Annotated in this window: 24 protein-coding genes; 13 read left to right on the forward strand and 11 right to left on the reverse strand. The window is 44.8% G+C overall.

Features of this window, described 5'->3' with window-relative positions; translation table 11 throughout:
• Positions 1-1,047 precede the first annotated feature (1,047 nt).
• From QUB06_RS25630 to gmk, 4 genes are all read left to right on the forward strand, one after another.
• Positions 1,048-1,884, forward strand: coding sequence for a hypothetical protein (locus QUB06_RS25630; protein WP_333437679.1), 837 nt, complete (start codon positions 1,048-1,050; stop codon positions 1,882-1,884).
• Positions 1,885-2,419: 535 nt separating this feature from the next.
• Positions 2,420-4,522, forward strand: a complete 2,103-nt coding sequence (locus QUB06_RS25635; protein ID WP_333437680.1) for a M3 family metallopeptidase — start codon at positions 2,420-2,422, stop codon at positions 4,520-4,522.
• Positions 4,523-5,511: 989 nt separating this feature from the next.
• Positions 5,512-5,778, forward strand: coding sequence for an extracellular matrix/biofilm regulator RemA (remA, locus tag QUB06_RS25640; protein ID WP_190659785.1), 267 nt, complete (start codon positions 5,512-5,514; stop codon positions 5,776-5,778).
• A gap of 78 nt (positions 5,779-5,856) precedes the next feature.
• Positions 5,857-6,426, forward strand: a complete 570-nt coding sequence (gene gmk, locus QUB06_RS25645) for a guanylate kinase (RefSeq protein ID WP_333437681.1) — start codon at positions 5,857-5,859, stop codon at positions 6,424-6,426.
• Here gmk and QUB06_RS25650 read toward each other — a convergent pair.
• A complete protein-coding gene (locus tag QUB06_RS25650) occupies positions 6,423-7,157 on the reverse strand; it encodes a hypothetical protein (RefSeq protein ID WP_333437682.1) in 735 nt (244 codons plus the stop codon). The two genes, gmk and QUB06_RS25650, sit on opposite strands and share 4 nt — an antisense overlap.
• Before the next feature lie 236 nt (positions 7,158-7,393).
• Between QUB06_RS25650 and xseA the strand changes: the two genes are divergently transcribed.
• The 4 genes from xseA to QUB06_RS25670 all read left to right on the forward strand — a co-directional run bounded on the left by xseA (position 7,394) and on the right by QUB06_RS25670 (position 14,491).
• The gene (gene xseA, locus QUB06_RS25655; RefSeq protein ID WP_333437683.1) at positions 7,394-8,563 is read left to right on the forward strand and encodes an exodeoxyribonuclease VII large subunit; all 1,170 of its coding nucleotides are present in this window, start codon (positions 7,394-7,396) and stop codon (positions 8,561-8,563) included.
• Positions 8,560-8,787 carry an exodeoxyribonuclease VII small subunit gene (gene xseB / locus QUB06_RS25660; RefSeq protein ID WP_333039756.1) on the forward strand — a complete coding sequence of 76 codons (228 nt, stop codon included), beginning with the start codon at positions 8,560-8,562 and terminating at the stop codon, positions 8,785-8,787. The genes xseA and xseB overlap by 4 nt, the downstream gene beginning before the upstream one ends.
• 246 nt (positions 8,788-9,033) lie before the next feature.
• Positions 9,034-9,162 carry a tetratricopeptide repeat protein gene (locus QUB06_RS25665; RefSeq protein ID WP_333437684.1) on the forward strand — a complete coding sequence of 43 codons (129 nt, stop codon included), beginning with the start codon at positions 9,034-9,036 and terminating at the stop codon, positions 9,160-9,162.
• Complete coding sequence (locus tag QUB06_RS25670) at positions 9,155-14,491, forward strand: AAA family ATPase (protein WP_333437685.1); 5,337 nt, start codon at positions 9,155-9,157, stop codon at positions 14,489-14,491. Before QUB06_RS25665 ends, QUB06_RS25670 begins: the two co-directional genes overlap by 8 nt.
• Positions 14,492-14,549: 58 nt before the next feature.
• Here the strand turns inward: QUB06_RS25670 and QUB06_RS25675 are convergent, their stop codons facing one another.
• From QUB06_RS25675 to QUB06_RS25690, 4 genes are all read right to left on the reverse strand, one after another.
• The gene (locus QUB06_RS25675) at positions 14,550-14,717 is read right to left on the reverse strand and encodes a DUF433 domain-containing protein (RefSeq protein WP_333437686.1); all 168 of its coding nucleotides are present in this window, start codon (positions 14,715-14,717) and stop codon (positions 14,550-14,552) included.
• A gap of 202 nt (positions 14,718-14,919) precedes the next feature.
• Entirely contained in the window at positions 14,920-15,129 is a 210-nt protein-coding gene (locus QUB06_RS25680; RefSeq protein ID WP_333105841.1) for a CsbD family protein, read from the reverse strand.
• A gap of 541 nt (positions 15,130-15,670) precedes the next feature.
• Positions 15,671-16,498, reverse strand: coding sequence for a PHP domain-containing protein (locus tag QUB06_RS25685; RefSeq protein WP_333437687.1), 828 nt, complete (start codon positions 16,496-16,498; stop codon positions 15,671-15,673).
• Positions 16,499-16,809: 311 nt separating this feature from the next.
• Entirely contained in the window at positions 16,810-17,091 is a 282-nt protein-coding gene (locus tag QUB06_RS25690; RefSeq protein ID WP_333437688.1) for a hypothetical protein, read from the reverse strand.
• 97 nt (positions 17,092-17,188) lie between these two features.
• On the opposite strand from QUB06_RS25690, the gene QUB06_RS25695 reads away from it, so the two are divergent.
• Together QUB06_RS25695 and QUB06_RS25700 are read left to right on the forward strand one after the other, a co-directional pair.
• On the forward strand, positions 17,189-17,404 hold the full coding sequence (locus tag QUB06_RS25695) for a hypothetical protein (RefSeq protein ID WP_333437689.1): 216 nt from the start codon (positions 17,189-17,191) through the stop codon (positions 17,402-17,404).
• 159 nt (positions 17,405-17,563) lie between these two features.
• Positions 17,564-17,890: a hypothetical protein gene (locus QUB06_RS25700; RefSeq protein ID WP_333437690.1), complete on the forward strand. Its 327-nt coding sequence runs from the start codon at positions 17,564-17,566 to the stop codon at positions 17,888-17,890.
• A 145-nt stretch (positions 17,891-18,035) separates the two neighbouring features.
• On the opposite strand, the gene QUB06_RS25705 is transcribed toward QUB06_RS25700, so the two are convergent.
• A complete protein-coding gene (locus QUB06_RS25705; protein ID WP_333437691.1) occupies positions 18,036-18,503 on the reverse strand; it encodes a hypothetical protein in 468 nt (155 codons plus the stop codon).
• A 55-nt stretch (positions 18,504-18,558) separates the two neighbouring features.
• Here QUB06_RS25705 and QUB06_RS25710 point away from each other — a divergent pair, with 55 nt between their 5' ends.
• The gene (locus tag QUB06_RS25710; protein ID WP_333437692.1) at positions 18,559-19,179 is read left to right on the forward strand and encodes a histidine phosphatase family protein; all 621 of its coding nucleotides are present in this window, start codon (positions 18,559-18,561) and stop codon (positions 19,177-19,179) included.
• 212 nt (positions 19,180-19,391) lie between these two features.
• Entirely contained in the window at positions 19,392-19,775 is a 384-nt protein-coding gene (locus QUB06_RS25715) for a VOC family protein (protein ID WP_333437693.1), read from the forward strand.
• 116 nt (positions 19,776-19,891) lie between these two features.
• Here the strand turns inward: QUB06_RS25715 and QUB06_RS25720 are convergent, their stop codons facing one another.
• On the reverse strand, positions 19,892-20,182 hold the full coding sequence (locus tag QUB06_RS25720) for a hypothetical protein (RefSeq protein ID WP_333437694.1): 291 nt from the start codon (positions 20,180-20,182) through the stop codon (positions 19,892-19,894).
• Positions 20,183-20,224: 42 nt separating this feature from the next.
• Entirely contained in the window at positions 20,225-20,896 is a 672-nt protein-coding gene (locus QUB06_RS25725; RefSeq protein WP_333437695.1) for a phosphoribosyltransferase family protein, read from the reverse strand.
• 193 nt (positions 20,897-21,089) lie between these two features.
• Here QUB06_RS25725 and QUB06_RS25730 point away from each other — a divergent pair, with 193 nt between their 5' ends.
• Entirely contained in the window at positions 21,090-21,767 is a 678-nt protein-coding gene (locus QUB06_RS25730; RefSeq protein ID WP_333437696.1) for a uracil-DNA glycosylase, read from the forward strand.
• Positions 21,768-22,030: 263 nt separating this feature from the next.
• Here QUB06_RS25730 and QUB06_RS25735 read toward each other — a convergent pair whose 3' ends face one another.
• The 3 genes from QUB06_RS25735 to tyrS are packed head-to-tail and all read right to left on the reverse strand — an operon-like array spanning position 22,031 to position 24,650.
• On the reverse strand, positions 22,031-22,627 hold the full coding sequence (locus QUB06_RS25735) for a hypothetical protein (RefSeq protein ID WP_333437697.1): 597 nt from the start codon (positions 22,625-22,627) through the stop codon (positions 22,031-22,033).
• 37 nt (positions 22,628-22,664) lie between these two features.
• Positions 22,665-23,375: an orotidine-5'-phosphate decarboxylase gene (gene pyrF, locus QUB06_RS25740; protein WP_333437698.1), complete on the reverse strand. Its 711-nt coding sequence runs from the start codon at positions 23,373-23,375 to the stop codon at positions 22,665-22,667.
• 42 nt (positions 23,376-23,417) lie between these two features.
• Complete coding sequence (tyrS, locus tag QUB06_RS25745) at positions 23,418-24,650, reverse strand: tyrosine--tRNA ligase (protein WP_333437710.1); 1,233 nt, start codon at positions 24,648-24,650, stop codon at positions 23,418-23,420.
• Between the last annotated feature and the right edge of the window lie 230 nt (positions 24,651-24,880).

Raw genomic sequence — 24,880 nt, forward strand, 5'->3', positions numbered from 1 at the left:
GACCATTGCCGTTCTTGAGAACTGTTCGCTACTCTCAGTGCGAGCGCACTTTTTGACCTGCTTAGTCTAAACTCCAATACGGCAGGGTGCATGGGTTTTTTAGTGAAAATGTTTTTTATATTGTCTGGCTAGACCCCGACCACAATCTTTATAGTTGAAATTATAGCCGAAGGAAGAAGGAAGAAGGAAGAAGGAAGAAGGAAGAAGGAAGAAGGAAGAAGGAGGAAGGAAGAAGGAAGAAGGAGGAAGGAAGAAGGAAGAAGGAAGAAGGAAGAAGGAGAATGCAATCCAAACAAATGATCTCGTGCTTAAGATTCGAGACTTCTTGAAGAAGTTGGGAATCTCAAACAGTTTGGGGCTCACTCCCACTAAAGAAACCGGGTTTTTTACCTAATCTGCCGAGTGCGACTAACTATTATCGTAAAAAAAACGGTTTCTGGAACCAATGCGTCCAGGACTAATTTTAAGAAAATTTTGCATAGAGAGCTGAAATAAAATTCACGCTTAAAAAGCCTACTCCTAGTACGAGAATGATAAAGATGGAGATACTGAAAATAGACTTTAGCCGATCGCCAATTCCGGGTTTTTCTGAGTTCATTGGTCAATTTTTACAGTAAATTTGAGAGGGGCAATTCAGAAAGAGTAGATTATACCAATGGGCGAACAAAAATGCAACTCCAGACAAGCTCCAAATCCCGATCGCCCTCAGTAGGTCGCATTTTTTTTACTTTTAATCTAAAATCTAAAATCTAAAATAGTCTTAGGCATTTTTCAGTTAGCCTGGACAGCTATTGTCGATCGCCCTCACCGAATAACCCTAACTCCTGTAAAATAGAGGGCGCGTTGGGGCGAACCTTTTAACCGCCGGAATTGGGCGCGATCGCCACAGGCTCCCAAATACATAATAATATGGCAGTCATCCTTAACTTACTCACAAAGGTAAAAATAGAAGAGTGCCAAGAAATAATCTAAAACATATAACTGAAAAAAGGATAGAAATCGATGCTCCACCCAGTCTCGCAACCTTACCAACAACGAGCAAATACTATGACCCAAAGAGCCGTGCGGAAGCCAAAACCCTCTGTTGCAAACCACTTGAGACCAAGTTTTCCTCAAAGGCACTGGCTGGAGCTGGCAGAGTACGCCTCTCTGGCGGCCTCTGGTGTGGGTTCCCTGGCGGTGGCAGTGTCGGGTCAAGCTTTTTACGGGGTGGCTCCCCTAACTTTGGCTTTGTCGCTGAATGTTGCTAACCGGTATCGGTTCGAGCAGCAAGTGCGGGTGCATCAAAATTCGGAAATGGCCCAAGTCCAAAAGTCTGTCAATAAAGTCGAAAAAACGGCCGTGACGGTAATCGTTAAATTACGCAAGCAGTTATCTGCCGATATAGCAGCGCTGCGCCAGCAAATGGCTGCAATGCCTAGGGCTGAGGGCTTTGAGGAGTCGATCGACATTCAGCGGCAGTTGCTGAGTTTAGGAGAGTCGGTAGCTTCTTTGCAAGAAATCGTGGCGTCTGCTGTGCTCGATGTCCGCCAGCAGGTGAGCGAACAACTGCAAGATTTATCGGTTGGCCAACGGGCGAATCTCCAAGCTGTGGAACAGGCTATAGAGCAACTGCAAAGCGCGACGCAAGGCTTGACAGAAACTTCTATCACCAGAGACGACTGGGAAGTAGTAAATACTCGATTTTTGGAAATCCAGAAAGTCATGGCCAATTTGCAAAGCCAACTGCAAGCTCCCGCGCACCAATCGACTGCTGATTTGTCGATCGTCCAAGCTCAAATCCACCGTTTGGAACACGAGCAGCAAGAAGTTGTCAAACCTCACCTCAAGCGCTTAATCACGGTTGTCAAGGAGTTGCAGCACACACAAGAGAGTAGTCATTAGTCAGTTGTCAGTTGTCATTAGTCATCAGTCAGAAGGAATACTTTTCCCCTCGGACACTGAGACATTCTCCGACTCTCCGACTCACGCCCGATCGAGTCCAAATTTTTCGACAACTGTGTTACAAAATGAAAAGCTAATCTGTCTAGTTCACCAACAAAATGAGTCTGAAGCCCCGTCCTTCGCTTGACGGCTTTGTGTTAGAACATTTAGAAAGGCAAGTAAGAACAACCATCTACGTGTTGAAACAATCTCAAAAGGTGTAACTCCTGATTTAGCTCGCCTCGACTCGATCGTAGTCTGGTTAAACAAGCAATAGTGAATTGTTGAGCGTACCTAACTGGCTTGGTGATGGACTCTGAAAGTATAAAAAGACAAAAGTAAGCGCAATTGCAATACTTCTGGTATTAGTAGTTGTTTTGAGCGTGTAGAGGCGATTTGTCAGCGCCTTTAAGACTCAAATTGTGGTCTTAAGAATCTCCGTGGCGTTGATTCCCGGAGAGTGTCAACTGTTTTCAACCTGTTACAAGAAAAATCAATGACTGCAACCGTAACTATTGCTGATAACCCGTTACTAATCGGTCAAGGATTGCCTCCATTTGACGCGATCGAACCAGAACACGTAGTCCCCGCTGTTACCCAACTACTGACCGAACTAGAAGCTTCGCTAGCTGACTTAGAATCGTCTGTAGAGCCGACTTGGAGCGGCTTAGTAGAACCATTGCAGCGACTCGGAGAGCGTTTAAATTGGAGCTGGAGCATTGTCGGACATTTGATGGGCGTGAAAAATAGCCCGGAACTGCGATCGGCTCACGAAACAGTGCAGCCGGAAGTAGTAAAATTTTGGAGCAAGCTCAGTCAAAGCAAACCGCTTTATGAAGCTTTTAAAGCGCTGCGGGCTAGCGAAAATTGGGACAGCTTAGAGCCTGCTCAAAAGCGAATTGTCGAAGCCGCTCTCCGAGACGCCCAACTCTCCGGCGTCGGTTTAGAAGGCGATCAAAAAGAGCGTTTTAATGCCATTCAATTAGAATTGGCCGAAATTACTACCCAATTTTCCAATCACGTCCTAGACGCTACCAAAGCATTCAGCATCACCCTCACAAACAAAGACGAAATTGACGGTTTGCCGCCGAGTTTGTTGAGTTTAGCAGCTCAAGCCGCTCGCAGCGCCGGCGAAGAAAATGCGGATGCCGAAAACGGCCCTTGGCGGATTACTTTAGACTTTCCCAGTTACGGCCCTTTCATGCAGCACAGCACCCGCCGCGATTTGCGCGAAAAGTTGTACAAAGCTTTTATCGGCAGAGCAAGTAGCGGAGAATTGAATAACTGGCCGTTGACCGATCGCATTTTAGCTTTGCGCCAGGAAAAAGCTGCTTTGCTCGGGTTTAGCAGTTATGCCGAATTGAGTCTGGCGAGCAAAATGGCTCCCGACGTGACAGCAGTGGAAGCTTTGTTAGAAGAATTGCGTCAGGCTAGTTATGATGCGGCTGTTAAAGATTTAGAAGAATTGAAAGATTTTGCTGCCGAAAAAGGCGCGCCGGAAGCTGGAGATTTGAAGCACTGGGATGTAGGTTTTTGGTCGGAACGGCGCAGGGAAGAAAAGTTTGCTTTTAGTGCCGAAGAATTGCGGCCTTATTTTGCTTTGCCACAGGTATTAGAGGGGTTATTTGGATTAGTAAAGCGGCTGTTCGGCGTGACAGTAACTGCGGCGGACGGTCAAACTCCTGTCTGGCACGAAGATGTGCGCTATTTCCAAATAGATGACGAAGCAGGAAATACGATCGCCAATTTCTATTTAGACCCCTACAGCCGCCCCGAAGAAAAGCGCGGCGGTGCTTGGATGGACGAGTGCGTGGTGCGCGCTAAATTTGTGGAAGCCGGAAAGACAACAACACGGTTGCCGGTGGCTTATTTGGTGTGCAACCAAAGTCCTCCTGTTGACGGGAAACCGAGTTTAATGACTTTTTTGGAAGTCGAAACTTTGTTTCACGAATTCGGTCACGGTTTGCAGCATATGCTGACAACGGTAGACTATCCGGGGGCTTCGGGCATCAATAATGTTGAGTGGGATGCGGTGGAATTGCCCAGTCAATTTATGGAAAATTGGTGTTACGACCGCGCGACTTTGTTCGGGATGGCAAAGCATTACGAAACCGGGGAAATTTTGCCGGAACACTACTACCAAAAACTGCTAGCAGCGCGCCACTACATGAGCGGCACCGCCATGCTCAGGCAAATACATTTTAGCAGCGTTGACATCGAATTGCACCACCGCTATCGATCGGGCGGCAGCGAAACTGTGGCCGATGTCCGCAACCGTATCGCTAAAACTACGACAGTTTTGCCTCCTCTGGAAGAAGACGCATTTTTGTGCGCTTTCGGACACATTTTTGCGGGCGGGTATGCGGCGGGGTATTACAGTTATAAATGGGCGGAAGTGCTCAGCGCTGATGCTTTTGCGGCGTTTGAGGAAGCGGGCTTGGAAAATGAAAGTGCGATCGCCTCTACAGGCAAGCGCTTCCGAGATACAGTGTTAGGATTGGGCGGCAGTTTGCACCCGATGGAAGTGTTTAAAACTTTCCGGGGACGCGAACCGAGCACTAAAGCTTTGTTGAGACACAGCGGTTTAGTTGCAGCTTAATTTAAGTGTGGAATAACTGGGGATTAATGCGGGTGAATTTATCTGCATTAATCCCTGTTTTTTGTTGAATAAGATTTAGGCATATCCTGTATGTGTAGGGTGCGGTGTGCATGAACTCTTACCGCTATAATTTATATCAAATCAGGTAGCATCGGAATTATTCATCTCTCTGTTCTCTGACTCTGTGTTCTCTGTGTCTTCTGCGGTTTAATCATTCCAATTCAACCGGAATTCATCTCATGCGTAAAACCACTTTTTGCCTAACTTGTGCTGAATTCAAAATGTTTGTAATAAAACTAAAGTGGTCAGATTTTTATACTAATTCCCACAATTATTGCTACATATAATCCTGCGACCATCTGTAGGGAAACGGCACTGCCGTGTCCGGCGCTAGACTCTGCAAGTTTTCAGATTTGTTATAAAATTGATAATTCTAACCACACTTTTTTATTGGTCTTAATAAAACTAAAATTTTCACTACAAACCCATTTTATTGTAGAACATCATGCAATAAAAATCTGTAGTTTGGCACATTATCCCCAATCTTTTGGTAAAAAATCGGGCAAAAAGTGCGTTAGCGAAGCCCTCGAAGAGGATCGCCAGCCGCTTTGAGTTTAGGTTGAATGCTGCTCAAACCAGCATTTGCGAATATTTGCTGTTATTTATTACTGATTATACTTAACTTTCCCTCCCCTGGAAATTAAGTTTATATTTCGCAACATTTACGGCTATTTTCTCGATACAGGTAATGCTTTTATTAGCAACTAAAAATCGAGGATTTTACCGAATCTTTAAGATAGAGTGGCAACAGCGAGTCTTTTTTAAAATTTTGATAAAGAACGGGGTACTCGGCGTCAAAAGGGTAAAAAATCAATCTCAACTAAAAAACTTAGTTGGGATTAATTTTAGGATTGTAATAAAAAATTTTTGTATATATGATAAAAAGTAAGGATTGATAGTTAGTCGTTCACCCATAGATTAAGATTTTCATGGATATTCAATTAATTAATATCGGTTTTGGTAACATTGTGTCTGCTAATCGAGTGATTGCCATTGTCAGTCCCGAATCAGCGCCAATTAAGCGGATTATTACTGATGCGCGGGAGCGGGGACAACTGGTTGACGCGACTTACGGGCGCCGCACGAGAGCGGTAATTATTACAGATTCGAGTCACGTCATCCTCTCGGCGATTCAGCCGGAAACGGTTGCTAATCGTTTTGTCATCAGCAAAGACGGTCAAAGTCGGGATGATTGAGGTTTGTCAGTTGCAATTTGAGCGTTTACAGTTTAGAGTAAGCGAAAACTTGAATTGTTACACGTTTCTATTCTAAAAATGAAATCCGGTAAATTAATTGTTCTGACGGGGCCTAGCGGTGTGGGGAAAGGCACCTTAGTACGATCGCTCCTCAACCGCCATTCCGAATTATATCTTTCGGTATCGGTGACAACTCGTGAGCCCCGTGAGGGAGAAATTGAGGGACAGCATTACTATTTTGTCAGCCGCAGCCGCTTTGAACAAATGGTTGAGGCTGGAGAGTTGGCGGAATGGGCTGAGTTTGCCGGTAATTTTTACGGTACTCCTTATTTTGGTCTCAAGCAAGGAATTCGTGAGGGAAAATGGGTAATCCTCGAAATTGAGCTCGAAGGGGCTAGGCAAATTAGGAATAATTTTCCACAGGCGCTGCGAATTTTTATTTTACCTCCTTCTTGGGAAGAATTGGAGCGGCGGCTGCGGAGTCGGGGTCAAGATTCCGAAACTGCGATCGCCCGTCGGTTGGTGCGGGCTAAAGAGGAAATAGAAGCGGCAGGGGAATTCGATTTCCAAGTTGTTAATGACGATTTGGAAGTTGCTTTAAAAAAGCTAGAATCAATACTTAATTTGGTTGAGATTTCAGGTAATTAATGACTAATTACCCATTTCTCCGTCCTGGCTAAAACTTCGCTACTTTGTTTGATAGCAACACAAACTTTTAAATTCAATTCCAGAATATTCGATGAAGGCGAAATTTTTCTCAACGGTTCAATTTCGCGAGCAGAACAGCCCAACATTTCCATATAAGCTAGCGTCCACCCAATAGCTGCAATGTCCCCTACATTGCCTTCTCCGGCGCAAAGGTAACAGCCCAATTCGCCCTCCGGCCCACACTCAGGACAAACCCAATTGCCCAGTTGTGAATGGGGCAGATTTGTGCGGGATGCGGATGCAATTGTTAATGCTTTAATATGATTTTGAACTACTTGTTTAAAACCTCGGTTTTGGTTGCTGGGGTGGTCGGAATGTGTGGGCGATCGCCCGATTGCTACTGCTTGCTGTGGTGGCGCAGCAAGAGATGCTGTTTCGTTCTCCCTGGTTACTCTAGATTCGCCTAGGTTCGCTGTTAGCTGAATACCATAGTCTTTAGACTCCTCAGTCTGAGAGTGGTTGAGTGCGCTGGAGGAATCGGGTTCGGAAGTTGTGAAGGATTGTTCTATGCGATCGGCAAAATCTTGCATTGAGAGGTGATGTTCGATCGCCAAAGACCACGTTCTTTTATGTCGGAGGTCGCCGTATTTTCTGGCTTCTTCCTCAGTAATGCCGATCGCTGCAGCCTCTTGGCGCAGCACATTCATCGAAGTCATTGTATCTGATATCATGAGTTTGTTTGCAGTTAAATTTACGATCGCCGGCTCAGCCTACAAATAAATTACCTTAGATATACTACAATAGTCCGGACTATTTTGAGATCCTAGTCGGAAACCCTTGATTGTCCGTTAGGAACTCGATGGCGCAATCGCCCTGAAACCCTTATTTTACCCTTGGCAATCACACACTGTCCGAAGTGTTGATAGTAGCCTAAATCTAAAATCTAAAATCTAAAATCTAAAATTGGATGACTTCAATTCTTCCCGATACAGCTTTATCTGTTGGCGGACTAACATCATACCTGCAAGACTTGTTGGAGGGCGATCGCAACCTGCAATCAGTTTGGCTGACAGGCGAGGTGTCGAACGTTTCGCACCACCCCAGCGGCTGCTTTTTCACTCTGTGCGACACCGACAAAAGCGCTGCTATTCGCTGCGTGGTATGGAATTCTCAGCGGCAAAAATTGGTGCAAATACCCGCAAAAGGGGAACAGTTGCTGGTTTTGGGAAGCATCCGGGTTTACAAAAATCGCGGCGAGTACCAGTTGACTGTTGTGCAATCGCTACCGGCTGGGGAAGGATTGCAGGCTTTGCGGTTACAGCAATTGCGATCGCGCTTGGATGCTGAGGGTTTCTTCGATCCCGCCAGAAAGCGCCCGATTCCCGCACACCCGCAAATTGTGGCCGTGGTGACATCCGATACTGGCGCTGCTTGGGGAGACATTCAGCGGACTCTAGCCCAAAGATATCCAGGTTTGCGGGTGTTGCTGTCACCGACAGGAGTGCAGGGAGAATCGGCTGCTGCTGCCATTGCTAGGGCGATCGCCCGTGTAGAATTGGACGGTAGGGCGGATGTGATCATTTTAGGGCGGGGCGGCGGTTCTGCGGAAGATTTGGCTTGTTTTAATGATGAGAGAGTTGTCAGGGCGATCGCGAATTGTGCGATTCCAATTATTACAGGTATCGGGCACGAAAGAGACGAATCTCTCGCCGATTTAGTAGCAGATAAACGAGCCCACACTCCGACTGCAGCGGCCGCTCAAGCTGTACCAATTTTAGCAGATATTTACTTTGAACACAAGCAGCGAATGGTCAATTTAGCAAGTGCTATGCGGGCAAGATTTCAGACAGAAGAAGAGCATTTGCAACTGTTACAAAATCGATTAAAACGCTTACCTGCCACATCCCGAACTTTGCGGCAAGCAACTGGTAAACTGGAAGTATTGCAAGAAAAGTTATCCGCACTGAATCCGGCAGCGGTATTGCAAAGGGGTTATGCGGCGGTAATCCAAAGTGACGGTACGATCGTCCGCACAACTGACGGTTTGGAATTGGGAGAGGAATTGACTGTGAGGTTGAGTCGGGGCGTGCTGAAAGTTAAGATTGTAGAAGTATTGGATGCGGAAGAAAAGTTATGATTGATTCGCAGTTGCGCCAGCCTGATTGGAATTATGAGGAAACGGTCGATCGAATTGAAGCGATTATCGATCGGGTGGAATCGGGAGAGTTGCCTCTAGAGGAGGTTTTCGAGCAGTTTGGGGTGGCTGTGGAGTGTTGGCAGGAGTGCGAAAGATTTTTGGCGCGGGGGAAGGAACAGATGGATTTGTCGATCGAGCTTTTAGCTGCGGAACCCGATTTTTAAGCGCAGGTGAACGGGGATTAAGGCGGATGAAATAGCGTGTTTTGTCGAACTCCATACTATCGGCAAGGGTTTCGGCTATGCTTCGACGAATATTAAAAAAAAATACTAGCCTGTTGGCTGCGATACTATGTTGGAGCGAGAAATTCAGTAGGGTGAGACAAGTCAATTTCAAGAAGCCTTGAGTCTTGTCAATAGACATAGATTATCTACCGAGAGATTAAAGACCGTTAAGGTGAGGGGGCAGCATTGGGTAATCTGCGAAATGTTTACGCTTCCCTGGGCAACTATGCCAAGGCAATTGAGTACCATCAGCAGTCGTTGACCATCGCCCGTAAGGTTCATAACTGCCAAAAATCGAGAGCCAAACATGATTAGACTTCCTGGAATTAAAGTTTTAGCCCAAATTTACGAAAGTGCCAATTCCCTGGTGTATCGGGGAATTAGAGAACAAGATCGCAAAACAGTAATTCTCAAAGTTCTGAAACAAGACTATCCCACGCCCTTTGAGCTAACCCGATATAAGCAGGAATATGAAATCACCCGCAATCTGGACATAGATGGTGTGGTTAAAGCTTATGCCTTAGAACCGTATCAAAGAACTTTGGTTATTATCTTAGAGGATTTTGGCGCATCATCCTTAAAACAATTGATGAATGACCGTGTAGAGACGCATGGCATTGCACCCCTACCAGAATTTCTCAACATCGCTATCAGAACGGCTGAGATTTTAGGTACTATTCACGCTGCGAATGTCATCCACAAAGATATTAATCCTGCCAACATCGTCTTTAACCCAGAAACAGGAATTATCAAAATCATTGACTTTGGTATCTCCACTCAATTAACCCGCGAAAATCCTACGCTGAAAAATCCCAATGTTTTAGAAGGTACTTTAGCCTATATATCACCGGAGCAAACGGGACGAATGAATCGTTCTTTAGATTACCATACTGACTTTTACTCTCTCGGCGTTACCTTCTACGAACTACTTACGGGACAGTTACCTTTTGAAAGTACCGATGCGTTGGAACTGGTGCATTGTCATATCGCCAAACAGCCAATACCCCCTCATCTTTTAGGAGGAGGAGAGGAGAGAGGGAGAGGGGGAGAACCTTGTCCTAAAGCCGTTTCGGATATTGTCATGAAGCTGATGGCGAAAATGGCAGAGGAACGATACCAAAGTGCTTGGGGCGTCAAAGCCGATTTAGAAGAATGTCTTTACCAACTACAGACAAGTGGAAATATATCAGACTTTCCCCTCGCCTCGTCAGATATTTCTGACAAGTTTCAAATTCCCCAAAAACTCTATGGACGTGAGGCTGAAGTTGAAACTTTACTTGCAGCATTTGAGAGAGTAGCAGACAATCCCCAATCCAAAATCGAAATGATGTTGGTGGCGGGCTATTCCGGTATTGGTAAGTCATCGCTGGTAGCCGAGATTCATAAACCAAATACTCGACTACGGGGCTACTTTACAGATGGCAAATTCGACCAATTTCAGCGCAGCGTGCCCTACAGCGCCATCGCTAGTGCCTTTCAAGGATTGGTGCGGCAACTGTTAACCGAGAGCGAAGCACAATTGGAGCAATGGCGAGAAAAACTGCGACGCGCATTTGGTACTAGCGGTCAAGTGATTATAGACGTGATACCGGAAGTGGAGCTGATAGTGGGCAAACAGCCGCCCGTGTCAGAGTTAGGGCCAACAGACTCGCAGAACCGCTTTAATCTTGTCTTCAGCAAGTTCATTCGGGCCTTGTGCGCCAAAGAGCATCCGTTGGTCATCTTTCTGGATGACTTGCAGTGGGCGGACTCCGCCACCCTTAAGTTAATAGAACTGATGATGACAGATGTTTCTATGCAATATCTGTTTCTGATTGGGGCGTATCGGGACAATGAAGTCAGCCCCGCGCATCCCTTAATGATGATGCTGGATGGACTACGCAATCAGGGAGCAACTGTCAATTTTATTACCTTAGCCCCTTTAGCACTAGAACATATTAACCAACTGATTGCCGATACCTTACATAGCACTACGAACCAAAGTCAACCTTTAGCCAACCTGGTAATGAGCAAAACGGGAGGCAATCCGTTCTTTGTCAATCAGTTCCTGAAAACCTTACACAGCGAAAACTTAATAACGTTTGATTTTGAACGTCACGGCTGGCAGTGGGATATTTCAAACATTGAAGCACAAGGCATCACCGACAACGTGGTGGAGTTGATGATTGGTAAGTTAAAGAAACTGCCAGAATCGACTCAACAGGTTTTGCGTTTAGCATCTTGTGTAGGCGCTTTCTTCGACTTAAACACTCTCTCCATCATTTGTGAAAAATCACCGAGAGAAATTTTTCCAGACCTGGTAACAGCAGTGCAGTCAGGGTTAATCCTGTCTATATCTGAGTTAGATTCAGAACTGTTAATTCAAGATTATAAATTCTTGCACGACCGGGTACAACAAGCCGCTTATGCTCTCATTGATGATGACCTAAAAAAAGCGGTGCATCTCCAGATTGGGCAGTTGTTACTAACGAATGTATCTACTGATGAGCTACCGGAAAAAATATTTGAGATAGTCGATCATCTAAATTTAGCTTGGGAATTGATAACTGATGAATCCCAACTTGTGGAATTAGCACGGTTGAACCTTGAGGCAGGAAGAAGAGCCAAAGCTTCAACGGCTTACGCTGCTGCTCTAGTTCAATACTTTACTCCGGGAGTAGAGATTTTACCTGGAGATATTTGGCAGGAGCATTACGATTTAACCTTTAATTTATATCGAGAACAGTCTGAGTGTGAGTATCTCTGCGGTCATTTTGAACAGGCAGAAGAATTGGTCGATCTCATATTAAGCCGAGCCAAATCTAATTTGGAACGAGCGGAAATTCAAAACATTCGTATAGCTGCATACGAGCGAAGTATCAAATATTTAAAGGCCATTAATACAGCTTCAGAAACTTTAAAGAGTTTAGGATTAACTTTGCCAACCACCAAGTCAGAAATTCTGGCGGAATTTGAATTAGAGTTAGGGTTGTACAAAGCCAAGTTGGAAAAAATAAAAATAGCTGAGCTAATTGACGCACCGGAGATGATTAATCCCGAAATCATACTCTGTATGAAACTCTTAATGAATATTAGTGCGCCTGCTTATTTGGTTGACCAAGATTTGATGGCTTTAATCTCCCTAAAAATGGTCAATCTTTCTCTTGAATATGGCAAATCAGAAGTTTCAGCTCATGGATATGTTGGCTGGGGATTTATAGCAGGAGCGAGATTAATTGACTATAAGACAGGTTATGAATTTGGTCAATTAGCTATGCAGCTTAGTGAGCAATATAATAATGTTAATTTAGTTAGCAAAGTTTGCCTTCTATTCGGTGGTCTTATTAGTCCTTGGCGTTGCCATGTTAAGCAAGGTTTTCCGATTCTTAGAAAGGGCTACCTAGCCGGAGTGGAAACTGGAGATGCTTATGGCGCTTATAATTCTAACAATTTAATTATCCAAAGAATTTTAAGTGGCGATGATTTCAGTAGCATTCTTGAAGAATCCTCCAAGCTGATTGAGTTTCTTAAGCAAACCAAAAATCAGGAGTGGTTGGGAGTTCAGCAATTCTATCAGCATTTCATCTTAAATTTACAGGGATTAACTCAGGACAAGTTTTCTTTTAATGATGAGGAGTTTGATGAATTTCAGTGCCTCCAAATGTGGAAAAAAACCGATTTTATGATTGGAATAGCACCGTATAACATCTTGAAAGCCCAAATTTTATTCCTCTATGGAGATTATGAAAATGCTCTAAAAGAGATAAAAAACAGTGATAAAATTTTAGTCTTTGTTTCAGGTCTAGCCAATCAACCAGAACATTATTTTTACTATTCTCTAATTTTAGGCGCTCTTTATCCAATCGCCAGCAACTCTCAGCAGAAGGAATATGGGGAAATTTTAAAAACAAATCAACAAAAGATGAAAATCTGGGCAGATAATTGTCCGGAAAATTTCCTCCACAAATACCTATTAGTGGAAGCAGAAATCGCTCGTATCTCAGGTAAAGAAATAGAAGTGATATGGGACTTATACGATCGCGCGATCGCTTCAGCCCGTGAGAATGGCTATATCCAGAATGAAGCTTTGGGCAATGAACTAGCAGCCAAGTTCTGGTTAGGTAAAGGCAAAGAGGAAATCGCTCAACTCTACATGAAAAAAGCTCACTATGGCTACCAGCTTTGGGGTGCTAAACGCAAGGTGGAAGATTTGGAGGAAAAATACCCGCAGTTGCTGCCAAAATTATCTGCTGGAAAGAGCATTACTTCCACGCGCATGGTACCAAGCAGTACCTTAACTGGCACTCAGTCAGGAGAAGCTTTGGATCTAGCTACCGTGATGAAAGCCTCTCAAGCCATTTCCGGCGAAATTGTACTGGATAAATTACTCACCTCCTTGATGAGAATTCTCATTGAAAATGCCGGGGCGCAAGTTGGTTCTCTGATTTTAGAATCTCAGGAAAAATTGCTGATTGAAGCACAAGTATCTGTGGATTCAGAACAAGTCACTGTCTTACAGTCAATCAACATTGAAAATAGCAAACAACTGCCACTAGGTGTCATCCAATATGTTGCAAGAACTCAAGAAGATGTCGTTTTATTTGATGCTACTAACGAAGGAGTTTTTACTCGTGAACCCTATATTGTTAAAAACCAGCCCAAGTCAGTCTTATGTATTCCTATTATTAATCAAGGCAAACTGATCGGTATTATCTATCTAGAAAATAATCGGACTGCGGGGGCATTTACCCCAGATAGATTGGAAGTTTTAAAAATCTTATGTTCACAAACAGCTATTTCGATTGAAAATGCCACACTCTATCAAAACTTAGAAGATAAAGTTAATGAAAGAACCGCTCAACTAGCTCAAGCTAACGGAGAAATTAGTACCCTGAATCAGAAACTCAAAGCCGAAAATGTCCGCATGAGTGCGGAACTCGATATTGTCAAACAACTGCAACAAATGGTGTTGCCAAAACAGTCCGAATTAGAGGGAATTGAAGGCTTAGAAATAGCTGGGTTCATGGAACCTGCTGACGAAGTTGGCGGCGATTACTACGACGTATTGCAACAGGATGGTCAAGTCAAGATTAGCATTGGCGATGTCACCGGACATGGTTTAGAAAGCGGCGTGTTGATGATTATGGCACAAACGGCAGTCAGGACGCTTCATAAAATGAACGAAACAGATCCAGTGAAGTTTTTGGATGTCCTCAACCAAACTCTTTATGACAATCTCCAGCGCATGGACTGCCCGAAAAATATGTCTCTAGCTATATTAGACTATGCCGGAGGTGTCCTGAAATTAAGCGGACAACATGAGGAAATGATTGTGGTGCGCGCTGATGGCAAATTGGAGTGCATAGATACGATGGATTTAGGCTTTCCCATTGGCTTAGAAGCAGAGATTGGCGAGTTTATTGCTCAAGAAGAAGTGCAGTTAAATCCTGGGGATGTGGTGGTGCTTTATACTGATGGAATTCCTGAAGCTTTCGATATTAATAAAGCGCAGTACGGATTAGAGAGGCTGTGGCAAGTGGTGGTTGAAAATCGTCAGCGCTCGGTCCAAGAAATTCGGGAAGCTGTGATTGATGATGTGCGACAGTATATTGGTGTTCAGAGGGTGTTTGATGATATTACTTTGGTGGTGATGAAGCAGAAATAGAGTAACAATCTCTTGCCAACTCAGCCCCATGAGCAATACAAGCCAAAACATCTTCTCGTTAAATTCCCGGATATTCCTCAAGCAATTCTTCCAAAGTCATTCCACTAGCGAGAAAGTCAAGAATCAGAGAAACCCAGATGCGATGGCCGCGAATACAGGGTTTGCCAAAGCAGATATTCGAGTCGATTGAGATGCGAGACAGTAAATTATTTTGAGTGATTTCCATTGATTCATTGTAATGAATTTTAGGGTTGAGTTGGGTGGGGCGGGTTTACAATAGGGAATTTTCCATTGCGCTTTTGAAGAGATATCGCAGGAGTCAGCCAGTTTATGCACATTCCAAAAATAAATCATATCAAACCCTATTGATAGCAAAGGATTTGATATGAAGCGAATTCTATTAGCGCGGATTTGGTATAGCGCGGTTTCTACAATTTGTCGATCGACCTTTTGGCTTTATCTGCCAGATTTCTCACCGCATTTTTAGCATCTTCTGCTGCGTGGCGGGCGGCAGCTTCGGCTTGTTTGGCTTTGCCTTCAACCTGGTCTTTTCTGTTGCCCGTGATATTACCGAAAATTTCCTGAGCTTTGCCTTCTAAATTTTTGCCGATCGCCTTCGCTCTGTCTTCTGTACTCATCGGAAAATTGGGTTTGAAACCCCGTCCTTTTAGGACGGCTTTACATTAATTTGAATCCCCTTCCGGGGTGGAGGGGTATGGGTGCCCCTCCGTCGGGATATGGTTGTCCCGTTCTCCTTTCGGAGTAAAGTTAGCTTCGCCAATGTTTAGTGAGCTTGTTAGGCTGAAAGCACTATCTCAGTGACCTTAAGATTGTTTAACTCTCAGCGACAGAGCAAGGAACTAGCTACGCATTCCAGGGTGTCGTGACTCAAAAAACGTAGTCAGTTAAGACTTAGGCTGGTCAGAACGGCTTGTCAGATTTCTCTTTCAAGCCTCATGCCTTCAGGCTGAGGTTCCTGACGATAAGCTCCGTTTGGCAAGTTGCTATACTAACATTGTAAAATTAACTCCCCTGCAATTGCCTTTAACTTCATATTAATTTATATTCTGCTTGACCTCGGTCTTATTCTGATGATTTACTTCCGGCAAACTCGTCACTCAAAAAGCCAAGGATTTTTTTGTAACAACTGTATACATCCGCAAAATTGGTACTAAAAAACTATTTCAAGCTCGCCGCAGCAACTTTAATTGGTTCCAGTAATTCTAACGGCAAATGCAGCATATTCAATTGGGTACTATCTCCTGCTTTCCGTTCCGGATCTGGGCCGTGATAATCGCTGCCACCAGTTGCCAGCAAACCGTAATGAAGGCACCAATCTTTCAACTTTTGGATTGGGCTGGAACTGTGGCTGGGATGGTATACTTCAACTCCCATTAAACCAGCATCTACTAATTCTTTTAAGACTTCCTCAACTGCGCCGCCGCGAAATAAATAAGGGTGAGCCCAAACTGGTACTGCGCCACAACTTTTCAGTAAATCAATGCCTTCGACGATCGAGAATTTCTCGTAATGAACATAAGCCGGGCCGTCATCTCCCAGCCAGCGATCGAATGCTTCCCGCGATGATTTCGCGTGACCGGCTTTTACAAGTGCAGAGGCAATATGAGGCCTTCCCGGTGCCATTCCTGGGGATGTTTTTGGCAGTTCGATCGCGTATCCCATTGCTGCTAATTTTTCGACCATTTCCTGCGATCGGCGAAACCGTCCTTCCAGGCGATCGTTCAAAGGAACGCGCAACTTATTTGCATCGGGATAAAAACCTAAAATGTGCAGCGAACGGCCGTTGTGAACGGTGCTGAGTTCGAGTCCGGGGACTATTTCGATACCGTGCAAAGCAGCGGCGGCGAAGGCTTCATCCCAACCCGACATCGTATCGTGATCGGTGACGGCCAAGGCGCGAACCCCGGAGGACGCGGCCGCGGCTACGAGTTCGGCAGGGGTGAGAGTGCCGTCGGAATAAGTAGTGTGACAGTGGAGCTCTAGCATTTTTTCTGGTAAGTTAAAGTCTGTAAAACCTGCAATTATTCCCCTCACTCATGTGAGATATATCCTCATACTATTTTAGATTTTAGATTTTAGATTTTAGATTGGTAATGAGTGATACTATAAGGGCTTCGATCTTGTCTACAGTGGCATTTTTTTCGGAACAGGTTTCACTGTCAGCAACATTTTTTCCTCGTTATTTGTAATAACTTGTTGCGCCTTTAATGCGTACATTTATGCTTATTCAAACTCTGCATGACATGGTGGATATTCCGCCCGCCTTTTCAGTTGAATTTAGATGCAGAACACCTTAGCTATTTCTTGATTTCTCGCATTGGGGAAATGACACCCTCTGGCAATTTGGGAGGAATCGGCGATATTTCAATACTTTGTATGTTGTGAACTGGGATAACTACCAGTTTATCTGCCAATTCGAGAATTATCGGGTCTGCCGTCAACATTTTGTGCAGGCGAGTGCCTAAAGTTGCTTGCTCTCCTACTGTTCCCTCTGGCGCACTGAACTGGAAGTGTTGCTGTTTGCCGTTGGTATAGTGGATTATCAGATCGATAATTCTTTCTTGGTTGGTTGCTTGCATAATTTTTTTCCCCTAATAGTCGATCGGGACTTGGCAAAATTAACAATAAATCAAAACTGGCGATCGCACTACGATTGGAAAGCTCGTTGGAAAGCTTTTGACCAAACCAGGCTGTCGGTACGAAAGTCCGGTTACTGCTAATTTTATCACAAAAACTGTACTGAAAGTTGCCAACTTACCCAGTATAGAATTGCCAGTTGCACTGTCTTCGCTCCTCAATGCGCGAGATCCTTCGCCAGCAATATTTGGTCGATCGGGCTTTCTTGTATGCCAGTTGGCAAAGTGGCTCAATTTAGCCTCTGTAGCGACTTGACTCAAAGCGGTCTCAAGTCATACAACAGAGGCAGTTGAGCGCTTTGGGTGTCAAGGTTTTTCGAGGTGGGAACTGTGGAGGTTAGGATAGTGGCATTCTGCTGTCACTGGCCTAGAGGATTTTTTTATAAATTAATAACATAACATTCAGGTACAGCTTATGAAATCCACACTTTGTTTTCCCGAAATTTCTCTTCACTCTAACGCAGTCACTGTTAATAATAATGCTATTGACTCTTGTATCCTTGCAGCTTGGATTGACTTAGTAGGAGGAGATTTTGATAATTTGGGAGGAGATGATTGGCTTCCCTTGTGCGGCGACATCGATGACGGCGAAATTTACCGGGAATGGTTTTTGTGGCAAGACAGCGAAGTGACTCAAGAATGGGAAGCTTACGATCCCATTACTAATTATCGAGTTGTGGCACCTAGCCGAGAAATGATGATTGCTAAAATCGACAAAATAGAAGATTCCAGAACAATTTAGTTGAGCGGGAGAAGGTTAAATCTTGATTTTCAACTTTAATAAAAATTATGTAAACTAACCCGGTTTCTCCCAACCACAAAGAAACCGGGTTTTTCAGACCACAACTCTAGGTTTGGGTTGAGTTCCACTGACCAAACATAATAATTTATTTCGCTACTGCTTTTTGTTTTTCTCGTTCTAATTTGCGCTGCTTCAAGGCTGCCAGATTTTGTTTAATCGTGTCGATCGCAAATCCAGCCCCCTGCTGTTGGTATAATTCGCTGGCACGGATCAAATCTGCAACTGCCTCCTCGTCCGATCGCAAATTCGCACAAGCCAATGCACGATTGTGGTAAGCTTCTGCTAAAGTTGAAACTTGTTCTACAGCGCTGGTAAATTTATCTTTTGCTTTGCGGTACTTTCCAGACTGATAAGCCTCAATTCCTTGTTGAAAATAAACGGAAGCTTTGCTGCCGCTGTCGGTATCTGGAAATTCTGGGTAAGTTAAAATTGGTTCTTTAAAGAGTACAGAAATGCTGCCCTTGCCGAAGTAAGCCCAAGTCATTGTTCCAAACCCAATCCCCAGCACGAGGGCAATAATGACAGACAGAGCAATAAAATTGGTGAGTTCCATAGAGCAATATTTGTTGTATGATAATATGATAAGTTAATTTCTAACTTCTGCACCAATGGCTGCGCGAATTTACCTCAACTGGAAATGGTTTTTCGGATCGCTAGCTTTAGTATTGTCGATCGGCTTAATTACTGCAACTGCAAGTTCTGACGCAGCAACTAACGCGCAAACTCAAGCAGGGTGGCAATTGTTGCAGCGGGGGGAGACGGGGTTGGTGGTAGCAATGCGACACGCGATCGCCCCAGGTACGGGAGATCCTGCTAACTTTAAGTTAGGCGACTGTTCCACCCAGCGCAATTTATCAGCACAGGGAAGAACCCAAGCCAAGCAAATTGGAGCCGAATTTCGCAACCGCAATATCAAAGTTGCCAGAGTTTTATCGAGTCAGTGGTGTAGGTGTTTGGAAACAGCAAAACTGATAAATATAGGCAAAGTCGAACCCTTCCCAGCGCTGAACTCGTTCTTTAGGGACAGCAGCACAGAAGCCCAACAAACAGCGACAATCCGCAAATTAATTGTTGACAACCGCAACACTAAAGGCGCGATTATTCTGGTAACTCATCAAGTAAATATTACCGCGATTACTGATATTGTACCGCAAAGCGGCGAAGCTGTGATTCTCAAAGGAGCTCGACAAGGTAAAATCGAAATAATCGGACGAATTGGAGGATTTTAAATATGTAGAAAGTTATAATATTAACAATTCCCCCTTACCCTAAATAATGGGTTTAAAGCCCAAAGCCTGATGGGATAAATTAAAAGAAGACTATTCATTACTGCAATCCTCTTCCTTCCAGGTAGAGGTCGCCCCGCGGTCAACTGTCAACTGTCAACTGTCAACTGTCAACTGTCAACTGTCAACTGTCAACTGAATAATTACCAATTTATATGAGTTTCCAATACAGCGCCGCCCTAGTGACTTTAGCCGACTTTGATAAGGAAGTTCTTGTTAAATTTTACACAAAATTTCTCAACATAGAACCCAATCCTTACATTCCCAATACTTATGCGGAATTTCAACTCCCCGGCTTAAGACTCGGCATATTCAAACCAAAAGATTCCCACAAATCGGAATTTGCAAATCGAGCTAAAACAGGCATGAGTTTGTGTTTAGAAGTCAGCGATATCGAAACTGCGATCGCCCGAATTTGGGCTTTAGGTTATCCGCCCAGTGGCGAAATTATCAAAGCTTCTCACGGTCTAGAAATTTATGCCTTCGATCCGGCAGGCAACCGCATAATTTTACATCAATCCCATGAGAATGTAGGATGAGGGCTAATGATTTGTGAACACTCGCTCTTCTCTTCTATCCTCTTCTCTTCCTTTGTGGAACAGGCATCCTGCCTGTGGTTCTTACCGTTTTCGCGGTTCGTCAAAAAAAACATCAACTACCTAATCAGTTCAGCAAAACTATAAAAACTGATAATTAATAACAGCAAGGCTGTCAGGTGAGTTAGCTGAAATTGAGGCTGCGGGCCGATGTATTCCCGCACCAAAATTGAAAAAGACGAACCAATTATATAACTCAGAGACAGCGTTAAATACTGCCACTGTAATGTTACACTCCACAGCGCGAGCAAAATCATCGCCAAAGTCAACATCACCAACTCAACAAAGCGAGGCGGATTGTGCTGAGTAGACAGAATCAAAGTGTCCAACCAATATTGCCAAGGTCTCATGTTTTAGCGATCGAGGTTTTGGATTTAGCCTTCTAGCTTAACCTACGATCGCCATTCAGTTTGTTGCTGCAAACACCTTAAAGCCTCCGCCGTCTCAACCTGCGGAAATTGCCCATAAAAGCGACTGACACTGTAAAAAGGGTGAGGAGTCTCCAGAACGATCAACTTATCGCCCATTTGGGCCAAAAATCCCATCAAATCTGCCGGGGCGACAGGCGCGCAAATCCACAAAGCTATCGGTTGCTGTGACTCCAAAGCCTTAGCCGCCACAGCCATCGTCATCCCCGTAGCAATGCCGTCATCTACCAAAATCGCCAAAGCCCCAGCCGCGCTTATATTTGGGCGTCCCGGAGACAAATCTGCCAGCAGAGATTGAGCATTATTTTGAGCCAGGGGCAGTGCTGATTTTTGCAAGCGTAAATTGTGCTGCTTTTGCTTTTCCCAGAGGACGTGACCGTCAGCAGTTGCAGCCCCGATCGCCAATTCTAAATTATCTGGGCGAGTAATTTTCTTGGCGACAACCACATCCAAAGGACAGCCCAAGCGACGCGCAATCGGCACAGCAACGGGCAACCCCCCGCGCGGCAAGGCGTAAACAATCGGTTTCACCGCCTTCTGTGTCATTAAACTCAACTTGCCGAACTCGTCCACAACTGCCTCGGCCAGTTTTTCGCCTGCATCGGCGCGATCGTCAAAAAACGGGTTAGAGAACATATTTTTGCCTGTACGAGCTCAACCAAAAAATTGGAGATTGTGCCAGTGTTAATTGGAGATTGTGCGCGCGATCGTAGCTATCCCCTAGGGAATCGACAGCATCGCACACAAACTTCTAGCCAATCTCAAATCACCAAACCCGATCTAAACTATAAACTCTAGACTCGAAAATATCTCTCTAATTGTAAAATGTATGTCCAGCGACTTGCAACTCAGCCTTTTTGACAACAATCAAAGTGCCACTTTCCAAACAGACTCAATACCAGCAAATGCCAAAATTCCCATTCCTCCCGGCACTTATCAAAATATGGAACAAATCGGCGATCACTGCAACCGCTGCTACCGCTGCGAATTGGGCAACAGCCGCACTCACGCCGTCATCGGGCGTGGCAATCCTCAAGCCTCAATTTTGATTGTGGGAGAAGCGCCCGGACAAAACGAAGACGAAACCGGATTGCCCTTCGTCGGGCGATCGGGCAAACTGTTAGATAAGATTTTAGAATCCGTGGGATTGAGTGCAGAAACGGACGTATTCATTGCCAACGTCATCAAATGTCGCCCTCCCAACAACCGCCCTCCGACAGCAAAAGAAATCGAAGCTTGCAAACCTTACTTGCTCGAACAAATCCGCATCTTAGACCCCAAAATTATTTTATTAACCGGTGCAACAGCCCTCAAAGGTTTGCTAAGCGACAAGCGGCCCATTAGTAAAATCCGAGGTCAATGGATTGAATGGGAAAATCGTTTGTGTATGCCAATTTTTCACCCGTCTTACTTGCTGCGAAATCCATCCCGCGAACCAGAGACTCCGAAATGGTTTATGTGGCAAGATATGCAAGCTATCAAGGCTAAATTGGATGAATTAAAATAGTAATTCTAATATTTTTTTGTTGGTGCTTTGTATGGGCGGGTTTCACGCACAATAATTGCCTAAAACAGATAATCTCGTAAACCCGCCCCCCACGGTAAATCCCTCAACCGAAAATTCGTGGATTTTCTGATACCTCTGTCAGGAACAGGCATCTTGCCTGTTCCACAATAAAATTATTTTCTGTCAGGAACAGGCAAGATGCCTGTTCCACAATAAACAATATTTCATGTGGGGTGGGCGTCTCGCCCGCCCCAAAATACAATTTAGTTGCGGGACAACTTATTTTTTGCCTGACAATCGCGCAGCCACAAACGAATAGCCTCAGCAATTTCGCTTTCACTATCTTGACCTAATAAAGGACGAATATCCGCCGCAGTACCAAACCGAGAAACAATTTTTGCCAACTCCCAGCCGTTCTCCCTTTTAGTTAAAAATAACCAATGATATTGCTCAATTTCGACTGGTTTTCCCCCGCGATACTGCCGTTCCAAAGTAGTAATGAAAACTTGACTGGCATTTTCAGGAAGTGCATCCCCTGAATTTAAAGGTAGCGGTTCAAACTCTGGGCGACCGGCTAAAATTATTTGAGGCAGCGCGTAACCGAACGGTGTATTAGTGTTAGGAGAAAAGTGCGATCGCACAATTACGCGATTAGCATAACTCGGCAAATCTTGCAACAGGCGATCGACCAAAGTTTCCAAATCGGCCGGACAGGGCGATCGCACTAACAAACCATACCGACTTGCATTGATACTGTTAGTATGATTTGTCACAAAATTAACTGCCCAAGTCGGAGTTGCAACCGCAGATATCAGCAGATAAACACAGATGAACGCAGATAAAATTCTATCGGCGTTCATCGGCGTTCATCTGCGGTTAAAAAACACATTCCTATTTTTATCCCAACTCTTCACAAATACGCGCAAAAGCCGCCGCTGGATCGGGCGCAGCAGTAATTGGTCGCCCAATCACCAGATAATCGGCACCAGCTTTCAAAGCAGCCTTTGGAGTCATCGATCGCTTTTGATCGCCTCCATCGGCCCATTTCGGACGCACACCGGGACAAACTAACAGAAAATCATCCCCGCAACTCCTTCTTAACTGTTCCACTTCTTGCGGAGAACAAACAGCACCAGCTAAACCCGTTTCCTTAGCCAACAATGCCATGTGCAAAGCATATTCCGGCAACTCCAAAGGTATTTTCAACTCAAAAGCCAACTGTCGCGAATTCAAACTCGTCAACAGAGTAATTGCAATCAACTTAGGACTCGGTTTATCCACAGCCGCCGCCCCTTCAGTCAAAGCCAACTGTGCCGCTTTCAAAGCATCTTTACCACAAGTAGAATGGATAGTCAATAAATCCACATTATACTTAGCAGCACCCCGACAAGCACCGGCCACAGTATTCGGGATATCGTGAAACTTTAAATCGAGAAAAATCCGCTTTTCCCGCTGTTTTAAAATTTCCAAAATCCCCGGCCCGGAACTCACAAACAGTTCCAAACCCACTTTCCAGAAAGATACTTGCGGGAGTTTGTCAAGAAGTGCGATCGCCTCTTCTTGACTCGAAACATCCAAAGCAACAATAATTCGATTATCAGCGTTCATCAGCGTTCATCAGCAGTATTCATCTGCGGTTAAAAAAGAGATTCAAGACACCAATCGCACAAACTTATTCTTCCCAACCTGCAAAACCTTACCTTCCAATTCAGCAGGTGATTCAAAGGTGAGGTTAACATCAGAAACTTTATCGCCCTCCAACTTCACCCCGCCGCCCTGCATCAACTTCCGCCCATCACCGCTGCTTTTACAAAGCCCGCTAGCACTCAGAATATAAAACAACTTAGCCGGAAACTGGACGTTTGCCAAAGAAAACTCGGGCACTGCATCAGCTTGTCCAGCAGCACCTTTAACCAGCGCCATTGCATCTTGTTGTGCGCGTTCCGCCGCTTCCTTCCCCCGATACTGGCGCACCACATCCACAGCCAAAAGTTTCTGTTTTTCTCGCGGATTTTCGGGCAATTCATCAAGTGGCAAATCTGTCAATAGTTCAAAATATTGGGCGATCGAACTATCAGCAATTTTCTCCAACTTAGAATACATAGTCAGCGGGTCTTCCGACAAACCTACATAATTTCCCAAAGATTTCGACATCTTTTGTACCCCGTCAGTCCCGATCAAAATCGGCATCAGCAAACCAAACTGCGGTTTCATCCCAAAATGCCGCTGCAAATCTCTCCCCACCGCAATATTAAACTTTTGGTCAGTTCCCCCCAACTCCACATCAGCTTCCAAAGCCACCGAATCGTAACCCTGCATTAGTGGATACAGAAACTCATGCAGATAAATCGCATTTTCCTGCTGCATCCGATTATCAAATCCCTCTTTAGCGAGCATCTGCTGCACCGTCATCGTTCTCAACAGTTCCAAAATCTTCGCCAAGTCCAATTTCGACAACCACTCGGAGTTATAGCGAATTTCCAAACGTCCTGGTGTGTCAAAATCTAGAATCGGACGCACTTGGTCTAAATAAGTCTTGGCATTTTCCGCCACTTGTTCGGCCGTCAACTGGCTACGCATCTCCGACTTACCTGTCGGATCGCCAATTCTTGCGGTAAAATCTCCGATGACCAGTACCGCTGTGTGACCGGCATCTTGAAAAGCCCGCAGCTTGCGGAAGCAAATGCTGTGTCCCAAGTGAATGTCCGCCCCTGTGGCGTCAATTCCGAGTTTGACTCGCAAAGGTCGATCGACTTTTGCCAGCAGTTGGGCTAAATTTTCGTCAGGGTTGCTAGAATCAGGTCGATCTGGAAAAATCTCGCTGACGCCGCGGTAAAGCGCTGAAAGGTTAGGAGTTATCATCGGGGAGCGATCGTCCATCATATTTTGCCAAAGTGCAGCAGAATTAGTTACACTCACTGGTTGACGCATAAAAACATAACTATCACGCTACTATAATCCCAAAGCTGACCGGCTTTCATTAGCTGACCCCGCCCAAAAACGGATACCAGCCCCCGACAACAGTCGTGGAGATCCCCAAATTTTAGACTCTTGTTCAAACTCGCAGATTCATCTGTGGAATAAATCTAAAATCTAAAATCTAAAATCTAAAA

It is taken from the genome of Microcoleus sp. D2_18a_D3 (assembly GCF_036702455.1).
In the GTDB taxonomy this organism is placed as follows: Bacteria; Cyanobacteriota; Cyanobacteriia; order Cyanobacteriales; family Microcoleaceae; genus Microcoleus.

Bases quoted from the DNA above. Each gene is read 5' to 3' on its own strand.
- QUB06_RS25700 (WP_333437690.1), top strand. From the start codon at position 17,564: ATGAAATCCACACTTTGTTTTCCCGAAATTTCTCTTCACTCTAACGCA.
- QUB06_RS25705 (WP_333437691.1), bottom strand. From the start codon at position 18,503: ATGGAACTCACCAATTTTATTGCTCTGTCTGTCATTATTGCCCTCGTG.
- QUB06_RS25635 (WP_333437680.1), top strand. From the start codon at position 2,420: ATGACTGCAACCGTAACTATTGCTGATAACCCGTTACTAATCGGTCAA.
- QUB06_RS25690 (WP_333437688.1), bottom strand. From the start codon at position 17,091: ATGCAAGCAACCAACCAAGAAAGAATTATCGATCTGATAATCCACTAT.
- QUB06_RS25680 (WP_333105841.1), bottom strand. From the start codon at position 15,129: ATGAGTACAGAAGACAGAGCGAAGGCGATCGGCAAAAATTTAGAAGGC.
- QUB06_RS25710 (WP_333437692.1), top strand. From the start codon at position 18,559: ATGGCTGCGCGAATTTACCTCAACTGGAAATGGTTTTTCGGATCGCTA.
- QUB06_RS25685 (WP_333437687.1), bottom strand. From the start codon at position 16,498: ATGCTAGAGCTCCACTGTCACACTACTTATTCCGACGGCACTCTCACC.
- QUB06_RS25630 (WP_333437679.1), top strand. From the start codon at position 1,048: ATGACCCAAAGAGCCGTGCGGAAGCCAAAACCCTCTGTTGCAAACCAC.
- QUB06_RS25675 (WP_333437686.1), bottom strand. From the start codon at position 14,717: ATGGAAATCACTCAAAATAATTTACTGTCTCGCATCTCAATCGACTCG.
- xseA (WP_333437683.1), top strand. From the start codon at position 7,394: ATGACTTCAATTCTTCCCGATACAGCTTTATCTGTTGGCGGACTAACA.
- QUB06_RS25650 (WP_333437682.1), bottom strand. From the start codon at position 7,157: ATGATATCAGATACAATGACTTCGATGAATGTGCTGCGCCAAGAGGCT.
- QUB06_RS25735 (WP_333437697.1), bottom strand. From the start codon at position 22,627: ATGAACGCCGATAGAATTTTATCTGCGTTCATCTGTGTTTATCTGCTG.
- remA (WP_190659785.1), top strand. From the start codon at position 5,512: ATGGATATTCAATTAATTAATATCGGTTTTGGTAACATTGTGTCTGCT.
- pyrF (WP_333437698.1), bottom strand. From the start codon at position 23,375: ATGAACGCTGATAATCGAATTATTGTTGCTTTGGATGTTTCGAGTCAA.
- tyrS (WP_333437710.1), bottom strand. From the start codon at position 24,650: ATGATGGACGATCGCTCCCCGATGATAACTCCTAACCTTTCAGCGCTT.
- QUB06_RS25720 (WP_333437694.1), bottom strand. From the start codon at position 20,182: ATGAGACCTTGGCAATATTGGTTGGACACTTTGATTCTGTCTACTCAG.
- QUB06_RS25730 (WP_333437696.1), top strand. From the start codon at position 21,090: ATGTCCAGCGACTTGCAACTCAGCCTTTTTGACAACAATCAAAGTGCC.
- QUB06_RS25670 (WP_333437685.1), top strand. From the start codon at position 9,155: ATGATTAGACTTCCTGGAATTAAAGTTTTAGCCCAAATTTACGAAAGT.
- gmk (WP_333437681.1), top strand. From the start codon at position 5,857: ATGAAATCCGGTAAATTAATTGTTCTGACGGGGCCTAGCGGTGTGGGG.
- QUB06_RS25715 (WP_333437693.1), top strand. From the start codon at position 19,392: ATGAGTTTCCAATACAGCGCCGCCCTAGTGACTTTAGCCGACTTTGAT.
- QUB06_RS25725 (WP_333437695.1), bottom strand. From the start codon at position 20,896: ATGTTCTCTAACCCGTTTTTTGACGATCGCGCCGATGCAGGCGAAAAA.
- xseB (WP_333039756.1), top strand. From the start codon at position 8,560: ATGATTGATTCGCAGTTGCGCCAGCCTGATTGGAATTATGAGGAAACG.